General features: G+C 70.1%; 15 protein-coding genes. 6 read left to right on the top strand and 9 right to left on the bottom strand.

What is annotated here, in order from left to right; translation table 11 throughout:
* Positions 1-12 precede the first annotated feature (12 nt).
* The 3 genes from CIK71_RS11110 to CIK71_RS11100 are packed head-to-tail and all read right to left on the bottom strand — an operon-like array spanning position 13 to position 3,201.
* Positions 13-936 carry a carbohydrate ABC transporter permease gene (locus tag CIK71_RS11110; RefSeq protein WP_096165746.1) on the bottom strand — a complete coding sequence of 308 codons (924 nt, stop codon included), beginning with the start codon at positions 934-936 and terminating at the stop codon, positions 13-15.
* 10 nt (positions 937-946) lie between these two features.
* Positions 947-1,852: a carbohydrate ABC transporter permease gene (locus CIK71_RS11105; protein WP_096165745.1), complete on the bottom strand. Its 906-nt coding sequence runs from the start codon at positions 1,850-1,852 to the stop codon at positions 947-949.
* Positions 1,849-3,201 (bottom strand): ABC transporter substrate-binding protein, encoded by a 1,353-nt coding sequence (locus CIK71_RS11100; RefSeq protein ID WP_245857504.1) that lies wholly within the window; start codon positions 3,199-3,201, stop codon positions 1,849-1,851. Before CIK71_RS11100 ends, CIK71_RS11105 begins: the two co-directional genes overlap by 4 nt.
* A 205-nt stretch (positions 3,202-3,406) precedes the next feature.
* On the opposite strand from CIK71_RS11100, the gene arfA reads away from it, so the two are divergent.
* From arfA to CIK71_RS11085, 3 genes are read left to right on the top strand one after another with little or no spacing between them, the layout of a single operon-like run.
* Positions 3,407-4,924 (top strand): arabinosylfuranosidase ArfA, encoded by a 1,518-nt coding sequence (gene arfA, locus CIK71_RS11095; protein WP_096165744.1) that lies wholly within the window; start codon positions 3,407-3,409, stop codon positions 4,922-4,924.
* Positions 4,925-4,930: 6 nt separating this feature from the next.
* Entirely contained in the window at positions 4,931-6,118 is a 1,188-nt protein-coding gene (locus tag CIK71_RS11090; RefSeq protein WP_096165743.1) for a sialidase/neuraminidase family protein, read from the top strand.
* Positions 6,119-6,148: 30 nt separating this feature from the next.
* Positions 6,149-6,727 carry a sugar O-acetyltransferase gene (locus CIK71_RS11085; protein ID WP_096165742.1) on the top strand — a complete coding sequence of 193 codons (579 nt, stop codon included), beginning with the start codon at positions 6,149-6,151 and terminating at the stop codon, positions 6,725-6,727.
* Positions 6,728-6,740: 13 nt separating this feature from the next.
* On the opposite strand, the gene CIK71_RS11080 is transcribed toward CIK71_RS11085, so the two are convergent.
* Positions 6,741-8,111, bottom strand: a complete 1,371-nt coding sequence (locus CIK71_RS11080; protein ID WP_096165741.1) for an aminotransferase class I/II-fold pyridoxal phosphate-dependent enzyme — start codon at positions 8,109-8,111, stop codon at positions 6,741-6,743.
* 177 nt (positions 8,112-8,288) lie between these two features.
* Between CIK71_RS11080 and pdxS the strand changes: the two genes are divergently transcribed.
* Both pdxS and pdxT read left to right on the top strand, forming a co-directional pair.
* Positions 8,289-9,221: a pyridoxal 5'-phosphate synthase lyase subunit PdxS gene (gene pdxS, locus CIK71_RS17880; RefSeq protein ID WP_217990168.1), complete on the top strand. Its 933-nt coding sequence runs from the start codon at positions 8,289-8,291 to the stop codon at positions 9,219-9,221.
* Entirely contained in the window at positions 9,218-9,820 is a 603-nt protein-coding gene (gene pdxT / locus CIK71_RS17875; RefSeq protein WP_245857501.1) for a pyridoxal 5'-phosphate synthase glutaminase subunit PdxT, read from the top strand. The genes pdxS and pdxT overlap by 4 nt, the downstream gene beginning before the upstream one ends.
* Positions 9,821-9,922: 102 nt before the next feature.
* On the opposite strand, the gene aceB is transcribed toward pdxT, so the two are convergent.
* Both aceB and aceA read right to left on the bottom strand, forming a co-directional pair.
* The gene (aceB, locus tag CIK71_RS11070) at positions 9,923-11,626 is read right to left on the bottom strand and encodes a malate synthase A (RefSeq protein ID WP_096165740.1); all 1,704 of its coding nucleotides are present in this window, start codon (positions 11,624-11,626) and stop codon (positions 9,923-9,925) included.
* Positions 11,627-11,715: 89 nt separating this feature from the next.
* Positions 11,716-13,032 carry an isocitrate lyase gene (aceA, locus tag CIK71_RS11065; protein WP_096165739.1) on the bottom strand — a complete coding sequence of 439 codons (1,317 nt, stop codon included), beginning with the start codon at positions 13,030-13,032 and terminating at the stop codon, positions 11,716-11,718.
* Between the two features lie 170 nt (positions 13,033-13,202).
* Between aceA and CIK71_RS11060 the strand changes: the two genes are divergently transcribed.
* Positions 13,203-14,687, top strand: coding sequence for a helix-turn-helix transcriptional regulator (locus tag CIK71_RS11060; RefSeq protein ID WP_096165738.1), 1,485 nt, complete (start codon positions 13,203-13,205; stop codon positions 14,685-14,687).
* A 186-nt stretch (positions 14,688-14,873) separates the two neighbouring features.
* Here the strand turns inward: CIK71_RS11060 and CIK71_RS11055 are convergent, their stop codons facing one another.
* The 3 genes from CIK71_RS11055 to CIK71_RS11045 all read right to left on the bottom strand — a co-directional run.
* Positions 14,874-16,025, bottom strand: a complete 1,152-nt coding sequence (locus tag CIK71_RS11055; RefSeq protein ID WP_096165737.1) for an NAD(P)/FAD-dependent oxidoreductase — start codon at positions 16,023-16,025, stop codon at positions 14,874-14,876.
* 85 nt (positions 16,026-16,110) lie between these two features.
* The gene (locus tag CIK71_RS11050) at positions 16,111-17,067 is read right to left on the bottom strand and encodes a sigma-70 family RNA polymerase sigma factor (RefSeq protein WP_096165736.1); all 957 of its coding nucleotides are present in this window, start codon (positions 17,065-17,067) and stop codon (positions 16,111-16,113) included.
* Between the two features lie 98 nt (positions 17,068-17,165).
* Positions 17,166-17,310 (bottom strand): Fe-Mn family superoxide dismutase (locus CIK71_RS11045; protein ID WP_217990167.1); only part of this gene is annotated, 145 nt, incomplete at its 5' end.

The following is a 17,310-nucleotide window of genomic DNA, read 5'->3' as shown; positions in this document are numbered from 1 at the left end:
CCCGTCACCGCCTCACGCCTTGTTGCCGGTCAGGGCGATGGACTCGATGATCTGCCGCTGGAACAGCAGGAACACGCCGAGCACCGGCAGCAGTGCCACGATCGAGGCCGCCATGATCAGCGGATAGTCGGTCTGGACCGCGTAGGTGGCGTTGAAGTTCGCGATCACCAGCTGAAGGGTCTGCACGTTCTCCGAGTTCAGGTAGATGATCGGGCCCAGGTAGTCGTTCCAGGTGCCCATGAACCACAGGATCAGCTGCGCGGCGATCGCGGGGCGGATCAGTGGCAGCACGATACGGGCGAAGATCTGCGGGTGGGTGGCTCCGTCGATCACCGCCGCCTCGATGAGCGAATCGGGCACGCTCATCAAGTACTGGCGCAGGAAGAACACCATCATGAGGTTGCCGAACAGGCCGGGCACGATGAGCGGCAGCAGGGTGTCCACCCAGCCGATCGTCGAGAACAGCATGAAGGTGGGGATCATGAGCGCTGGGAAGGGGATCATGATGCCGCCCAGCAGGGCCAGGAAGATCCCGTTCTTCCCGGGGATCCGCATCTTTGAGAAGCCGTAGGCCGCGTAGCAGGAGGTGATCGTGCCGATGGTGATCACCGTGAGCGAGACGATCGAGGAGTTGACGATGCCTCGCAGCAACGGCCCGGCCTCCCAGATCCGCAGGTAGTTCCCCCATTCGGCAGGGCGCGGGATCCACTGCGGCGGCAGGAGGAAGACATTCTCCTGCGTCTTCAGAGAGGTGGAGAGCATCCACGCCAGCGGCAGCAGCATGGTGAAGGCGCCCAGGCACAGGGCGATGAAGATGACGACGTCGGCCGTGGAGCCGAAGCGGCGATCGCTCCGACGCCGTCGGCGTCGCACCGCGTCGGGCTCGACCCCGGAGGTCTGCAGGGGCGTGGTCGGGATGGCGCTGGTGGTAGCCATGGGGGCCTCCTCATTCCACCGTGAAAATGTTGCGGGAGTTGAGGTAGAACTGGACGGCTGTGACCAGGAAGATCATCAGCCCCAGGACCAGGCTCATGGCGGTCGCGTACCCCAGCTGGAGGTTCTGGAAGCCCTGCTGCCAGATGTACCAGACGATGGTGGCGGAGCCGAACTCCGGACCGCCCGTCGGGGTCATGATGTTGATCTCCGCGAACATCTGCGCCCCGCCGATGATCCCGGTGACGACCAGGAAGAACGTGACCGGGCTGAGCATCGGCAGGATCACGTGGCGGAAGCGCAGCCAGGCGCCGGCTCCGTCGAGCATCGCGGCCTCTAGCAGGGTGCGCGGCACGGACTGCAGCGCGGCGAGGTAGAGCAGCGTGGAGAAGCCGATGCCCTTCCAGACCCCCATGAGGATCAGCGCCGGCTTGACCCAGTGCTTCTCGGCGAGCCAGTTGGGCCCGTCGATGCCGACGGCGGCCAGCAGCTGGTTGACCAGGCCGAAGTCCCCGTTCAGCGCCCACTGCCACAGGATCGCGATGGCTGCGACCGACGAGACGCCGGGCAGGTAGTAGATGACCCGAAAGGCGGCGCGACCGGGCATCTGCCGGTTCAGCGCGAGAGCGAGGATCAGGGAGATCGCCAGGCCGATCGGCACCCCGATCATGAGGAAGAGGGTGTTGCCGAGGGACTGCCAGAACTGCGGGTCGCCGGCCATGGTGCGGAAGTTCGCGAACCCGGAGAACAGCGGGGCGGAGAGCCCGTTCCAGTGCGTGAACGCCGCGTACAGGGAGAACAGCAGCGGGGCGAGGGCGAAGAGGGCGAAGCCGATCACGGGCGGGGCGATGAACAGACGCCCCCACCTCCGTTCAGAGCGGTGGAGATCGCCGGTCCCCGTGGTCGTGGTGGCGCTCATCGGGCGTTCGCCTCCTGGTCGATGCGGAACTGCTCGCGGGCGCTGTCCAGGAAGTCCTGCATAACCGGCTGGGTCGCCGCGAGGTACTCACCGACGTCGGCGCGGGCCTCGAGGACGGGCTGGATGTTGGTGAAGAAGGCATCCATCCACTCCGGTGTGTACGTGAGGGCGTTGGGCACGAAGTGTCCGTAGTCCTCGACGATGTCGAGATACTCCTGCTTGTTCCGCGGCTCGATCGAGGTGTCCTTCACCCACTCGGCGGCGTGGGAGCGCGTGTTGGGGATGGTCTGGCCCTCGCCGACGATGATCGCCTGTGCCTCGGGGTCGCATGCCAGGAACATCGCGAGCTCGGCGGCCCGGTCCGGCCGGAGGCTCTTGGCCGAAACGCCGATGCCCAGCGAGCCGATGTTCGTCGCGGAGACCCCGGTGCGACCGGCCGGGTAGGGGCACAGGTCGAATTCGAAGTCGAGCGTGCGGTACAGGGTCAGATCCCACGGGGCGACAGGGAAGAAGCCGATCTGTCCCCGGAGCCAGCGCTGATATCCGTCCATCCCTTCGGTCTCGTTGATCGACGGGGTCACGCCGTGCACCTCGCGCAGGTCCACGATGTACTGCAGCGCCTCGGCGAACTCGGGAGTGTCGATGGTGATGGTGCGGGCGTCCTCGCTGAGCCAGTCCCCGCCGTTGGACCACACATAGGAGTGGATCTCGGCGCCGATGTTCACCGAGGTGCCCCAGGCGTCGGTGGCGCCGTCGCCGTCACGGTCCCCCGTAAGCGCCTGGCAGCGCTCGAGGAACTCGTCCCAGTCCAGCGGCACGTCCGGATCCGGGGGCTCGACACCCATCTCCTCGAAGAGGGTCTTGTTATAGCCGAAGGAGAAGGGGCCGAGGTCCTTGGGCATCGCGTACAACGGGCCCTTCCCGATCTGCTCGCCGTCGAAACGGTAGAGGTCCAGGCCCGCGGTCCAGATGTCGTCGACCGGGAGATCGGTCGCCTCGACATAGGGCGTGAGGTCCGCGAGCACTCCGTTGGTCACGTACGCCATCGTGCGAGGCGGCTCGAGGTAGAAGACATCCGGCACGGAGTTCCCGAGGATCGCCGTCTGCAGCTTGGTGGCGTACTGATCCGCCGAGGTAGAGATGATCTGGACCTCGTAGCCGGTGCGCTCCTCGAACACCGCGACAGCCCGTGAGAACACGTCGCGCTCCTCGGTGGAACCGCGGAACATGAAGGTCAGAACGTCGGGGTCGGAGGAATGAAGGTTGCCGCAGCCTGCCGTGACACCCGCGGCGGCGGCCGCTGCGGCCCCGGCGGCACCGGTGAGGAAACGTCGTCGTCTCATCGTCATCCGATCTGCCTCGTCCTCGAGGCCACCCGGTGGGCACGCGCCGTTCCGGGGTGCTTCGTCGGGAGGCCCCCATCGGCCGTCCGACCCCTCGTCCCAGAAAGTTCACTGTGAGGTGTGGCACAAGGTACATCGTTGAACTAAGCTCGGCAAGCACCCGGCCGCGGAGCACCTCCACCGTCGAACACCGCGGCCGAAGGAGTCACCGATGACCCTGCACGGCACAGTCCACCTCCACCCGGCGCACCGGGTCGGTCCCGTGCGCCGCCGCACCTTCGGCAGCTTCGTCGAGCACATGGCGCGCTGCGTGTACACCGGGATCTTCGAACCCGGCCATCCCTCGGCCGACGCCGACGGGTTCCGCCAGGACGTCCTGGCGCTGACCGGTGAGCTGGGGGTGAGCTCCGTCCGCTATCCCGGCGGCAACTTCGTCTCCGGCTATCGCTGGGAGGACGGCGTCGGCCCGGCCGAGCAGCGCCCGCGCCGTCCCGATCTCGCCTGGCACTCCACCGAGACCAACGCCTTCGGCCTGGACGAGTTCATGGCCTGGGCGGAGAAGGCGGGCGTCGAGCCGATGTACGCCGTCAACCTCGGCACCCGCGGGGTGCAGGAGGCCCTCGACGTGCTCGAGTACGCCAACGCCCCGGTCGGCACGGAGCTCGCGGATCGTCGGGCGGCCAACGGTCATCCCGAGCCGTACGGGATCCGTATGTGGTGCCTGGGCAACGAGATGGACGGGCCCTGGCAGATCGGTCACCGCCCCGCCGAGGACTACGCCCGGCTCGCTGCGGAGACCGCCCGGGCGATGCGCCGCACCGGTTCCGAGCTCGAACTCGTGGCCTGCGGCTCCTCCCATTCCTCGATGCCCACCTTCGGGGCCTGGGAGCAGGCCGTGCTCGAGGCCTGCTACGACGACATCGACATGCTCTCGGCGCACGTGTACTACCGCGGCGAGGAGGGCGATGCGGCCTCGTATCTCGCGTCGGCAGTCGACATGGATTCCTATATCGAAGCGGTCGTGGCCACGAGCGATCACGTGCGAGCCACCCTCAAGCGCGACAAGCGCCTCCAGATCAGCTTCGACGAGTGGAACGTGACCAATCCCGACGGCGACACCGGCGAGGAGCCGGGCGGCGACGACTGGCCGGAGGCGCCCCGCTTCGCCGAATCCACCTACACCGCGCAGGACGCCGTGGTGGTGGGATCGCTGCTGATCAGCCTGCTGCGGCATACCGATCGCGTGGCCTCGGCCTCGCAGGCGCAGCTGGTCAACGTGCTCGGCCCGATCCGCACCACCCCGGGCGGCCCGGCCTGGCGGCAGACGATCTTCCATCCCTTCGCCATGACCTCCCGGCATGCGAGCGGGCAGGTGCTGCGCACCGCGATCGACTCGCCCACGATCGACACTGCGAAGCACGGAACGGCCACCCTCCTCGATGCGGTGGCCACCTGGGACGAGGACGCCGGGCGGCTCACGGTGTTCGCCGTGAACCGCTCCCCCGACCAGGCGCTTGACCTCGTCGTGCCGCTCGGAGGCTTCGGGGATCTCGAGCTCCTGGACGCCTCGATCCTCCACGAGGACGACCCCCACGCGGTGAACACGGCCGACGACCCCGACGCCGTCGTCCCCCGCCCGCATGACGGCGCGGCCGTCACCCCGGACGGCCTCACCGCGCCTCTGCCCCCGATCAGCTGGGCCATGTTCCGGCTGCAGACCAGGAAGTGACCCACCATGCGACGACGAACCCTCACCACCGTCCTGACCGCAGCGCTGACCAGCACTGCCGCTCTCGGAGTCGCTGCGCCCGCCCTCGGTGCCGGCAGCCCCGGACGCGGTGGCACCGGCCGTCAGCAGGACCGGCCCCCGCAGCTCCTGCTCGACGACACCGGCCTCTACCCGCGCGTGATCCGTCTGGCCCACCAGCGCACCGCGAACGATCGCCTGCTCGCCTCGGTGGTCTCCTTCGACGGCCCCTCCGGTTATGGCGGGATCTGGGAGTCGACCGACAGCGGCGCCACGTTCACGCAGGTGGGAACCGTCTCCGATGAAGCGCTCGAGGCCGGGGAGGGCCTGTGCTGCGCCACACTGTTCGAGCTGCCCCGGCCCCTCGGCGACCTCCCCGAGGGCACCCTGCTCTGGAGCGCCTCCGTCGGCGCCGACGCCACGGACCGACGGATGTCGATCCGGATCTGGGCGAGTACCGACCTCGGCCGCAGCTGGGAGCGGATCGCGATCACCGCGGTCGCGGAGAACGAGGGCGGTCTGTGGGAGCCGGAGTTCGCGGTGGCCGACGACGACACCCTGGTGCTCTGGTACTGCGACGAGACCGACGGGGAGAACCACTCGCAGAAGATCGTTCAGCAGACCTCGACCGACGCTCTGACCTGGACTGATCCGACGCCGACGATCGAGCTGGAGGATCCCGACGCACGGCCCGGCATGCCCAATGTGCGCCGGCTGCGCGATGGCCGCTGGGCCATGAGCTATGAGATCTGCGGTCCCGAAAACCTCTGCCGCAGCTACGTGCGCACCGCCGACGACCCTCGCGACTGGGGCCCGGTCACGTCCCGGGACGAGGTGATCCGGGCGGCCGACGGCACCGAACCGCGCCACACTCCGACGCTCACGATCGACGCCGACGGCTCGGTGGTGCTGGGCTCCCAGATGCACTACGGTCCCGACGGCGACCCGGGCCCGGACAACGGGCAGGTCGTGCTCCGCTCCCAGAACAGGACGCTGAGCGGCAGGGTCCGCTGGGTGACCGAGCCCGCTCCGGTGCCTGTCGAGGAGCCGTGGAACAACTACTGCCCGAACTACTCGCCGACGTTCGTGCGCACCGACAGCGGGCACCTGCTGGAGATCACCTCGGCCCCCACCGAGGAGGGAGTCTGCCGCCCGTGGTTCGGCGCGCTGGGCTGACCCGCTCCCCCTCCCGCTACGCTCGATCCCATGCTCAGCACCTCTGCTCCCGACGATGACCGCACTCAGCACGAGCGCATGCTCGCCGGTGACTGGTACCTCTCCGACGAGGAGCTCGGGGCGCTCCAGCTGCAGGCCGCCCAGCTCGCCGATCGCTACCACCGAGCGTGGCTCGACGACGCTCCGGAGGCTCGTGACCTGCTGATCGAGCTCCTGGGCGGGGTCGGCGCGGAGACTGTGGTGCGGCCGCCGCTGTCGCTGGACTACGGCAGCAATGTGCGGATCGGTGCCCGCACCTTCGTGAACTACTACCTCACGGCGGCGGACGTCGCGACGATCACCATCGGGGACGACTGCCAGATCGGCCCGAACGTCCAGCTGCTGACCCCGATCCATCCCACCGAGCCGGCTCCCCGTCGCGAGGGCCTCGAGCGGGCGGAGCCGATCACGATCGGGGACAACGTGTGGCTCGGCGGCGGCGTCACGGTGCTGCCGGGCGTCACGATCGGGGACAACTCGGTGATCGGTGCGTCGGCCGTGGTCACGAAGGACATCCCGGCGAACGTGCTCGCCGTGGGCAATCCCGCGCGGGTGATCCGGGCGCTCTGATCCGGCAGCGGCGCTACGCCGGGCTCCGGACGGTCCCGGCGACGTCAGCAATGGCGGGGATGTCCGCGGCACCGGCGACGTCGGCGGCGAGCGACCGGGCGTCGTCCTCGGAGAGGTCGTGCACGGTCAGCCGCAGGTGGTGCGAGGGGGCGCCGGTCGCGACGAGGCGGAACTCGTCCCCCGTGCGCACGAGCCAGCCGCGACGCATGAGGCGGTCCGCGACCTCGCGCGCGGGCACCGGGACGGGGACCCACAGGCTCATCCCGTCCCCCGCCTCGACCGGCAGGCCCAGCGCGGTCAGGTGTGCGGCGAAGGCGGCGTTCCGCTCGGCGTAGTGGGCGCCGGCCCGGTGGATGAGCTCCAGGGACTCGGGAGCGGCCATCACCGCATGCGTGATCCGCTGCAGCAGATGGCTGACCCAGGTGGTGCCGGGGCTGAGCCGCAGGGCGAGCCGGCCGGCGGTGTCGGGGTCGGTCGCGGTGACGGCCAGGCACATGTCCGGGCCCACGAACTTCGAGACGGACCGCACCAGCGCCCAGCGCCGATGCTCGGGGCCGATGATCGAGTGGAAGGGCTGCTGGGAGAGGAACGAGTAGTAGTCGTCCTGGATGACCAGCACGTACGGGTGCTCGGCGAGGACGTCGCGCAGCTGCTCGGCACGGCGGGCGCTGAGCGAGGCACCGGTGGGGTTCTGCGCGCGCGGGGTGCTGACGACGGCGCGGACTCCCTGGTCGAGGGCATGACGCAGCCCGTCGACGGTCATGCCCTCAGCGTCGACCGGGACAGGCACGGCACGATATCCGCCGATACGGGAGAGGTGGATGCTGGCCAGGAAGCAGGGGTCCTCGAGGGCGACGGCGTCGTCGCGCTGGAGCGCCTGGGCGAGGAGCCGCTCGACCGCGTCGACGGCACCGCTGGTGAGGGTGAGGCGCACGTCCTCCACGGCGGCGGGGGCGTCGGCCGCCATCCAGTCCCGCGCCCACCGCTCGAGGTCGCGGTCGATGACGGGCTCGCCGTACAGCACGGGGCGGCCTCCGGCGGCGGCGAGCGCCGGCCCGAGATCGGGGATCAGCTGCGGATCGGGGTTGCCGGTGCCCACGTCGCGGAGGGATCCGGCGGCGGCGAAGCCCTCCTGCGCGACCGCGGCGCGCTGCGCGATCCGGGTGCCGGCGCGGCCCTGGGAGACGACGACGCCCGAGCGGGCGAGGTGGCGATACGCGGCGACGGCGGTGTTGCGGTTGATGCCGAGCTGCTCGGCGAGGGCACGCACCGGTGGCAGCAGGTCGCCGGGCGCCAACTCGCCGCGGTCCACGAGAGCGCGCACGCTGTCGGCGATCTCGACGGCGGTGCTGCCGCTGATCCCCGGGGCGTTGTCCGTGCTCATCCGCTCGAGTCTAAGGGTCGATCCCCCTGCACGGTCCCGGATCGTGGACTCCTGGCGAGCGGGCGACGGGTGTTGGCCTGTGCCATGCTAGTTTTTGGCCTAGGCCAATGTGGTGCAGGGAGGGTCGACGCGTCGGATGCCGTCGGCCCGCGCCGCGCGAGCGACAAGGACACCCTTATGAACACCACCACCGAGACCCCCAGCACCCCGGCGACCACCGGCACCGTCACGGACACCGGGACGGGCACGGTCAAGCGCGGCATGGCCGAGATGCTGAAGGGCGGCGTCATCATGGACGTCGTCACGGCGGAACAGGCCAAGATCGCCGAGGACGCCGGCGCGGTCGCCGTCATGGCCCTCGAGCGCGTCCCGGCCGACATCCGCGCCCAGGGCGGCGTCTCCCGCATGAGCGACCCCGACATGATCGACGGGATCATCGACGCGGTCTCGATCCCGGTGATGGCCAAGGCCCGGATCGGCCACTTCGTCGAGGCCCAGGTGCTGCAGGAGCTGGGCGTGGACTACATCGACGAGTCCGAGGTGCTCTCCCCGGCGGACTACGTCCACCACATCGACAAGCACCGCTTCACCGTGCCCTTCGTGTGCGGCGCGACGAACCTCGGCGAGGCCCTGCGGCGCCTCACCGAGGGGGCGGCCATGATCCGCTCCAAGGGCGAGGCCGGCACCGGCGACGTCTCCGAGGCCACCAAGCACATCCGTACGATCACCGCGGAGATCCGGGCGCTCGCGGCCAAGAGCGAGGACGAGCTGTACCTCGCCGCGAAGGACCTGCAGGCCCCGTACGCGCTGGTCAAGGAGGTCGCCGAGACCGGCACGCTGCCCGTGGTGCTGTTCACCGCCGGTGGCGTGGCCACTCCCGCCGATGCCGCGATGATGATGCAGCTGGGGGCCGACGGGGTCTTCGTCGGCTCCGGCATCTTCAAGTCCGGCAACCCGGCCGAGCGCGCCGCCGCGATCGTCAGGGCGACGACCTTCTACGACGATCCGTCCGTGATCGCCGAGGTCTCGCGCGGGCTCGGCGAGGCGATGGTCGGCATCAACGTGGCCGACCTCCCCGCCCCGCACCGGCTCGCCGAGCGCGGCTGGTGAGCTCCGGCGGGGCCTCCCCGCTGATCGGGATCCTGTCCCTGCAGGGCGACGTGCGCGAGCACGCCCACGTGCTCGCGGTGCTGGACGCGCAGGTCACGCTCGTGAGGCGGCCGACGGAGCTCGACGGGCTCGACGGACTCGTCTTGCCCGGCGGGGAGTCGACCGCGATCACCCGGCTCGCCCGCACCGTCGGCCTCCTGGACCCGCTGCGCGCGGCGATCGCGGACGGGCTTCCGGTGCTGGGCACCTGCGCCGGACTGATCCTGCTCGCAGACCATCTGGCGGACGGCGCCGCTGGTCAGGAGACGATCGGCGGTCTCGACGTGACGGTGCGGCGCAACGCCTTCGGGGCGCAGATCGCCTCCTTCGAGACCGATCTCGAGGTGCCCGCGCTGGGACCGCCGCCCGTGCGCGCGGCCTTCATCCGCGCTCCGCTGATCGAGCAGGTCGGCCCCGGGGCGTCGGCCCTCGCCGTCCTCGCGGACGGGCGGGTGGTCGCCGCCGAGCAGGGGAACCTGCTGGGGGTGGCCTTCCATCCGGAGTCCACCGGCGAGATCCGCTTCCACCGCCGCTTCCTGGATCGCGTCGCGAGCCGCTGAACCGAGCCTCCGTCCCCTTCGCCCCAGGGCACGGGGGCGACAGCAGACGGACCGCCCGGGCACTCGCCCCGACGGTCCGTCTGCGCTGATCGCCCCTGGCTCTCACCCGAGGTGGCGGTCGTAGGCGGCATTGGTGAGGAAGGCCGGGAAGACCTCGCCGAGCACCGCCTCGCTCAGCAGGTCCGCGGCGTCCTCCGCTCGGCTGCCCTCCTCACGGGACATCTCCTCGGCGCACCGCTCGATCAGGTACTCGACCTTCTCGGCGACCACCGGCATGCCCTCCTGCGTGGTCACGCCCTGGTTGATCCACTGCCACAGCTGGGAGCGGGAGATCTCGGCGGTCGCGGCATCCTCCATGAGGTGGTCGATCGCCGCGGCGCCCTGTCCACGCAGCCAGCTGTCCAGGTAGCGCATGGCCACGCGCACGTTCTGTCGGACTCCGGCCTCGGTGATCTGCCCGCCCTCGACCCGCATGTCCAGCAGGTCCTCGGCGGTCACGCGGACGTCCTCCCGCTGTCGGTGCAGCTGATGCGGGGATCCGCCCATCACGGCGTCGAACTCGGCCTGCGCCGCAGGGACCAGGTCGGGGTGTGCCACCCAGGTGCCGTCGAAGCCGTCGGTCGCCTCGCGGCGCTTGTCGTCCGAGACCATCTCGAGCGCCTGTCGCGTCACCTCCGGATCGCGTCGATCGGGGATGAAGGCGCTCATCCCTCCGATCGCATGGGCGCCGCGACGGTGGCACGTGCTCACCAGCAGCTCGGTGTACGCCCGCATGAACGGGACGGTCATCGTCAGCTCCGAGCGGTCCGGCAGCACCCGCCGCCGGCCCCGGTCGCGGAACATCTTGATGATGCTGAACAGGTAGTCCCAGCGCCCGGCATTGAGCCCGGCGCAGTGGTCGCGCAGCTCGTAGAGGATCTCCTCCATCTCGAACGCCGCGGGCAGGGTCTCGATGAGCACCGTGGCGCGGATGGTCCCGTGGGCGAGGCCCAGCTGCCGCTCGGCCTCGGTGAACACCTGGTCCCACAGCCGAGCCTCGAGATGGGACTCGAGCTTCGGCAGGTAGAAGTAGGGACCGACGCCGCGCTCGATCAGCTCCTGGGTGTTGTGGAAGGCGTAGAGCCCGAAGTCCACCAGCGCGGCGACCGCGCGGCCGCTGCGTCCGCTCGGGCAGGTGTAGCGCAGATGGGACTCGCTGAGGTGCCAGCCGCGGGGGCGCAGCACGATCGTCGGGGTCTCCTCCCCCAAGCGGTACTCCTTGCCCTGGTCGGAGACGAAGTCGATCTGCCGACGGATCGCGTCGTGCAGGTTCAGCTGCCCGCCGATGATGTTGTCCCAGGTGGGGCTGAGCGCATCCTCGTGGTCGGCGAGCCACACCCGGGCTCCGGAGTTCATCGCATTGACGGTCATCTTGCGGTCGGTGGGACCGGTGATCTCGACCCGACGGTCCTCCAGACCGGGCCCGCCGCCGGCGACCCGCCAGTGCGGATCCTCCCGGATCGCGGCGGTCTCGGGCAGGAAGTCGAACATCGCCCCGGCGCCGATCGACTCGCGGCGCATGCTGCGGGCCCGCAGCAGCCGGTAGCGGTCGTGCTCGAAGAGATCGTGCAGGCCGGCGACGAAGTCCAGCGCCTCGGGCGTGAGGATCTCGTCGAACCGCTCCTGCATCGGGCCGACGACCTCGAGCATGCCGCGCATGCTCTGATCCGGTGAGCCGTCCCGGCCGGCCGGGACGGATCGCGAGGTCCGTGCGGACTGGGCGGACTGGGTGGACTGGGTGGACTGGGTGGACTGGGTGAGAGTCATCAGATGCTCCTGGCTCGGTGAGTTCAGTGCGTTCAGTGGGTTCAGTGCGTTCAGCGGGTTCGGTGAAACGGGCGAGGTGGGGACGGGGATCAGTGGAACTGTGCCGTCTCGGTGGAGCCCGCGAGGGCGAGGGTGCTGCTGCTGGGGTTCAGCGCCGTCGAGACCCGATCGAAGTACCCCGTGCCCACCTCGGCCTGGTGGCGATGGGCGGTGAAGCCGGAGGCCTCGGCCGCGAACTCCGCCTCCTGCAGTTCGACGAAGGCCGACATCTGGCTCTCCTCGTACCCGTGCGCCAGCTCGAACATCGCGTGGTTGAGGGAGTGGAATCCGGCCAGGGTGATGAACTGGAAGGCGTAGCCCATCGCGGCGAGCTCCCGCTGGAACGCGGCGATCTGCGCATCGTCGAGGTGGCGCTTCCAGTTGAAGCTCGGCGAGCAGTTGTAGGCGAGCTTCTGGTCGGGGAAGTCCTGGTGGATGCGCTCGGCGAACGCACGGGCCAGCTCCAGGTCCGGCTCCGCGGATTCGACCCACAGCAGATCCGCGTACTCCGCGTAGGCCAGGCCGCGCGAGATCACCGCGTCGATGCCCGGCCGCACCTCGTAGAAGCCCTCCGCCGTGCGCTCACCGGTGAGGAACACCCGGTCCCGCTCATCGATGTCGCTGGTCAGCAGGGTCGCCGCCAGGGCATCCGTGCGGGCGATGATCACCGAGGGGACGCCGGCGACGTCGGCCGCTAGCCGTGCTGCTCCGAGGGTCCGCACGTGCTGCGAGGTGGGCACGAGCACCTTGCCGCCCATGTGGCCGCACTTCTTCTCGCTGGCCAGCTGGTCCTCCCAGTGCACGCCGGCGGCTCCCGCCTCGATCATCGAGAGCATCAGCTCGTAGGCGTTCAGCGGGCCGCCGAAGCCGGCCTCGGCATCCGCGACGATCGGTGCGGTCCAGTCCCGGCTGGTGGTGCCGGTCTCGGCGTGCTCGATCTGCGCGGCGCGCAGCAGCGCGTTGTTGATGCGCCGCACGACGGAGGGCACCGAGTTGACCGGGTAGAGCGACTGGTCGGGGTAGGTCTTGCCCGAGAGATTCGCGTCCGCTGCGACCTGCCAGCCGGAGAGGTAGATGGCCTTCAGCCCGGCCCGCACCTGCTGCACGGCCTGGTTGCCGGTGAGGGCGCCCAGGGCCCGCACCCAGCTGGTGGGGTCCTCGGTGTTCTGCTGGATGAGGTCCCAGAGCGTCTCGGATCCGCGCCGGGCGAGGGTGTGCTCCTCGCGGACCGGACCGGCGAGGGCGACGACGTCCTCCGCGGTGTGGTCACGGCGCACGCTGCTCCATCGCGGGTCGAGATCCCACGCGGCGGCGAGCTCGTCGGCGGTGACGCTCTGGTCACCGGGTCGGGGGATGAACTGCTCCATGGTGGACTCCTCTGCTGCTCCGCGCCCGACCTCCGGGATCGAACGCTGCCGGCGAACTTCGTCGGGTCCTCACACTCTGGAGGCGCAGAACCCCCTGTCGAAGGGGTCCGACGGGAGAACTTCGGCCATATTTCTGGCGCGAGGAACTTCCGGCATGGCACGCTGTCGCCATGGCACACGACGACGTGGACCCCGACGACTCCTCCGACCGCCTCACCATCGGCCGGCGCATCCGTGCCCGGCGGCTCGAGCGCGGCATGTCGCTGCGCGAGCTCGCCGCCGCCCTGGATCGTGCCCCCTCCCAGCTCTCCGTCATCGAGAACGGGCGGCGCGACCTGCGGCTGGGCGAGCTGCGGCGCATCGCCCGCGTGCTCGACGTCGCCGAGGAGGATCTGTTGCGCCAGGAGCCGCCCTCGCGCCGCGCCGCGCTCGAGATCGCCCTGGAGAAGGCCCAGGCCGGCGCGCTCTACCAGGGCCTGGACCTGCCGGACCTTCCCGTGCGCCGCTCTCTCAGCGATGCCGCGATCGAGACGATCCTGCGCCTCCACGACGAGCTGGGGCGCCTGCACCACGAGCGGGCCGCGACCCCCGAGGAGGCGCGGCGCGTGAACGGGCAGCTGCGCGAGGAGCAGGCCCGGTCGGGCAACTACTACCCCGAGCTCGAGGCGACCGCTCAGGAGCTGCTCGCGCGGATCGACCACACCGGCGGGCCGCTGTCCCACCGCAAGGTCTCGCTGCTGGCCGCGGAGCTGGGCTTCACGCTGCACTCGGTCGCGGATCTCCCCCACTCCACCCGCAGCATCACCGACGCCGAGAACATGCGGATCTACCTGCCGCGTGAGCGCAGCACCACTGATCCGCGCACGACGGTGCTGCAGGCGATCGCCGCCCACGTGCTCGGGGAGAAGGAGCCCGCCGACTACGGCGACCTGCTGCGGCAGCGCGTGGAGGTCAACTACCTCGCCAGCGCCATGCTCCTGCCCGAGGCGGGCGCCGTGCAGTTCCTGCGGGCCGCGAAGACCCAGCGCGAGCTCTCCGTGGAGGACCTGCGCGACGAGTTCTCCGTGAGCTACGAGATCGCCGCCCATCGCTTCACGAACCTGGTGACCCGCCATCTCGAGCTGCCCGTCCATTTCCTGAAGACGCATTTCAGCGGAGCAATCGTCAAGGCCTATCAGAACGACGAGGTGCGCTTCCCGACAGATGCCCTGGGCGCGGTGGAGGGCCAGATCGTGTGCCGCTGGTGGAGCGCCCGGCAGGTGTTCACGAGCGAGGACCGCATGAGCCCCTACTGCCAGTACACCGACAAGCCCGGCGGCACCTACTGGTGCACCTCCCACATCGAGTCCGGCCCGGGCGGCGAGTTCTCCATCTCGGTGGGCACGCGGTTCGAGCACACCCGCTGGTTCCGCGGGCGCGAGACCACACGGCGCTTCGCCTCGTCATGCCCTGATCCGGACTGCTGCCGTCAGGCCGAGCCGGCACAGGAGCAGCGTTGGCAAGGCTCCGTGTGGCCGGTGGCGCGACTGCATGCCTCGCTGCTCGCGGCGATGCCCTCGGGCACCTTCACCGGCGTCGACCGGGTGGCGATGCTCGAATTCCTCGACCGTCATGCACCCCAGGAGCAGCCGACGGATCAGGCGCTCCCGCACTGAGCGGCGTCATCTCGTCTCCACCGGGGCGGTTATCCACCTATCGATCCCCACCTGGGGATAACCCGGCGGCCCGGAGGCGTTCTCGGTGAATCATTTCCGTCGTGCGCAATGGTTCTGCACAGATTCGTCTCCTCTCCGCTCCGCGCTCGAACGCACGCCCGATTCGGCCAGCGCGGAATGAGCGGTTCAGGAGGATCGCACGGGGCGTGCGGGGATCGGTATCCCGAGCGTCGGGTTCGCGGCCCCGAACGCGGCGCCCTTGCACACGAGCTCCTTGTCCCAGGCGCCGATCCGGCCCGTCAGCACCACGGGGATCGGGGTGTCATCGGGGCGCACCACCTGGATCAGGCCGTCCCGTCGGCCCAGGCTGATGCACCGGGTGACGTAGGCGAGAGGGAACTTCGGGGCGCGCTTCCCGCGCAGATCGGCGAGCAGCCCTTCGCCCGCCTGCCAGCCCATGGCGGTCCCGGAAGCGCAGGACATGCGCAGGGGCTTGTCGCCGTGGCCGATCGCGCGTGCCGCGTCGCCGACGGCATAGACGCCCGGGTGGGAGACCGAGCGCATCGCCCGGTCGACGACGATGCGGCCGTCCGCGTGAGTCTGCAGCGCGCTCGCCCCCGCGAGCGGGTTGGTGACGTAGCCCGTCGTCCACACCACGAGATCCGCCGGCAGGGCGCGACCATCAGCGGTGACCACGGCGTCGGGAGTGACCTCCTGGGCGCGCACGCCCTCCCGGACGGTGATGCCGAGGCGATCAAGTGCTCGGCGGACGTGCCGTGCTCCTCTCGGGACGAGGTCGCTTCCGATCACTCCCCGCGACAGCAGGGAGACGTCGAGGTCAGGGCGGGACTCGGCGATCTCGGTGGCGGTCTCGAGCCCGGTCAGCCCGCCGCCGACGACGACCACGGAGCGACCGGGCCCGAGGGCGCGCAGGCCGCCACGCAGCCGCAGGGCCTCCTCGCGGCCGGCGACGGTGTGCACCGTGTCGCCCGCGACCTCGACATCCGGCGGGGCCTGCGTGCTGCCCAGCCCCACCACCAGGGAGTCGTACTCGAGCACCCCTCCCCCTGCGAGGGACACCTGGTGGGCGTCGACGTCGAGGGCGGTCACCCGGTCGATGACCACGGTCAGGTGGGTCCTGGCGAACATCTCGTGCAGCGGCCGCTCAGGGATCTGCTGGCCGACGGCGAGCTGATGCATGCGCACCCGCTCGACGAAGTGCGGTGCGGCATTGACGAGCGTGATCTCCGCGTCGGAGGGGCGGAGCCGGCGCGCCAGCATGCCGTCGGTGATGGCGCCGGCGTATCCGGCGCCGAGGATGAGGATGCGATACGACATGACGGGCCTCCTGGCTGTCCTGAGGGGTGTGCCTGCTTGACGACACAGCCCGCCAGAACCTGACGTGATCGCGTGAACCGGTCTCTCACCAGGCGCTGGAGAGCGGCTCGCCGCGGTGTGCCGTTTCCCAGCGCTCGCTCGCACGCCCGAGCTTGGCCGGGTTCGCCTGGATGCGGATGTCCCGGATCAGCCCGTCGACCTGATTCAGGACGATGATGCCGACGAGCCGTTCGCCGCTCGCGGCGATGAGTGCTGGGCTGGCGTTGACGACGTCGGCGTAGAGCTCGAGAGGACCTCCGAGGAAGTTCCGTTTGGCCAGGGTGGGACGGAAGGCGCCGCGCAGCAGCTTGGCGATCGCCGGCGCCCCGAGGATCGGCCGACGAGCCGCCGGGACCTTCCCGCCGCCGTCCGCGATGCTCACCGCGTTCTCGCTGAGCAACCCGATGAGCGGGTCGAGGTCCCCGCCGGTGGCGGCCTCGAGGAAGGCCTCGACGAGCTCCCGAGCGGACTCGGGATCGGTGCTCGCGCCATGCTCTCCCTCGAGTTCTCCCCGGCGGAGGCGCTTCCTCGCACGCGCGAGGGCCTGCTGGCTGCCGGCGACCGTCGTGCCGAGGATCTCGACGATCTCGGCGTGGGGGTAGGTGAACGCCTCCTTGAGCACGAAGACAGCCCGCTCCTGGGGAGCGAGGTCCTCGAGCAGCCCGAGGAGCGCGAGGGAGACGGAGTCGCGCTGCTCCGTCGTCTCCGCCGGTCCCAGCAGAGGGTCGCCGTCCAGCAGCGGCTCGGGGAGCCACTGACCGACGTAGTCCTCGCGGCGCGCGCGGGCGGAGGACAGCTGATCCAGGCACAGGTTGGTCAGGACCCTGGTGAGCCAGGCTCGAGGGACCTCGATGTCGTCACGTCTCTCGGCGGCCCAACGCAGATAGGTCTCCTGCACGGCGTCCTCGGCGTCACCGGCCGAGCCGAGCAGGCGGTACGCGACGGCACCCAGGTGGGACCTGGCTGCTTCGAACCGGTCGAGATCCTCCGGGGGAACGCTCACGCGGCGAGCGTAACCAGGGCGGCCCGATTCCGATAGCGAAAAACGGCCGGTCCCCGTCGGGGGACCGGCCGTCCATCACTGTGTCCGTCGCGGAGGGATCAGGCCTGGGGAATGACCAGACCGGAGCCCGTCGCGCGGGCGGCCTCGAACCGTGCCTGGACATCCGCCCAGTTCACGATGTTCCAGATCGCCTTCACGTAATCGGCCTTCACGTTCTGGTAGTCCAGGTAGAACGCGTGCTCC

This window comes from Brachybacterium alimentarium, assembly GCF_002332425.1.
In the GTDB taxonomy this organism is placed as follows: domain Bacteria; phylum Actinomycetota; class Actinomycetes; order Actinomycetales; family Dermabacteraceae; genus Brachybacterium; species Brachybacterium alimentarium.
Note: the sequence above shows the minus strand (reverse complement) of the source record. Positions and strands in the feature narration are given on the sequence as shown.

Coding starts and splice junctions, on each gene's coding strand:
- arfA (WP_096165744.1), top strand. CDS start 3,407: ATGACCCTGCACGGCACAGTCCACCTCCACCCGGCGCACCGGGTCGGT.
- CIK71_RS11060 (WP_096165738.1), top strand. CDS start 13,203: ATGGCACACGACGACGTGGACCCCGACGACTCCTCCGACCGCCTCACC.
- CIK71_RS11110 (WP_096165746.1), bottom strand. CDS start 936: ATGGCTACCACCAGCGCCATCCCGACCACGCCCCTGCAGACCTCCGGG.
- CIK71_RS11055 (WP_096165737.1), bottom strand. CDS start 16,025: ATGTCGTATCGCATCCTCATCCTCGGCGCCGGATACGCCGGCGCCATC.
- aceA (WP_096165739.1), bottom strand. CDS start 13,032: ATGGAGCAGTTCATCCCCCGACCCGGTGACCAGAGCGTCACCGCCGAC.
- pdxS (WP_217990168.1), top strand. CDS start 8,289: ATGAACACCACCACCGAGACCCCCAGCACCCCGGCGACCACCGGCACC.
- CIK71_RS11080 (WP_096165741.1), bottom strand. CDS start 8,111: ATGAGCACGGACAACGCCCCGGGGATCAGCGGCAGCACCGCCGTCGAG.
- CIK71_RS11105 (WP_096165745.1), bottom strand. CDS start 1,852: ATGAGCGCCACCACGACCACGGGGACCGGCGATCTCCACCGCTCTGAA.
- CIK71_RS11100 (WP_245857504.1), bottom strand. CDS start 3,201: ATGACGATGAGACGACGACGTTTCCTCACCGGTGCCGCCGGGGCCGCA.
- CIK71_RS11090 (WP_096165743.1), top strand. CDS start 4,931: ATGCGACGACGAACCCTCACCACCGTCCTGACCGCAGCGCTGACCAGC.
- CIK71_RS11085 (WP_096165742.1), top strand. CDS start 6,149: ATGCTCAGCACCTCTGCTCCCGACGATGACCGCACTCAGCACGAGCGC.
- aceB (WP_096165740.1), bottom strand. CDS start 11,626: ATGACTCTCACCCAGTCCACCCAGTCCACCCAGTCCACCCAGTCCGCC.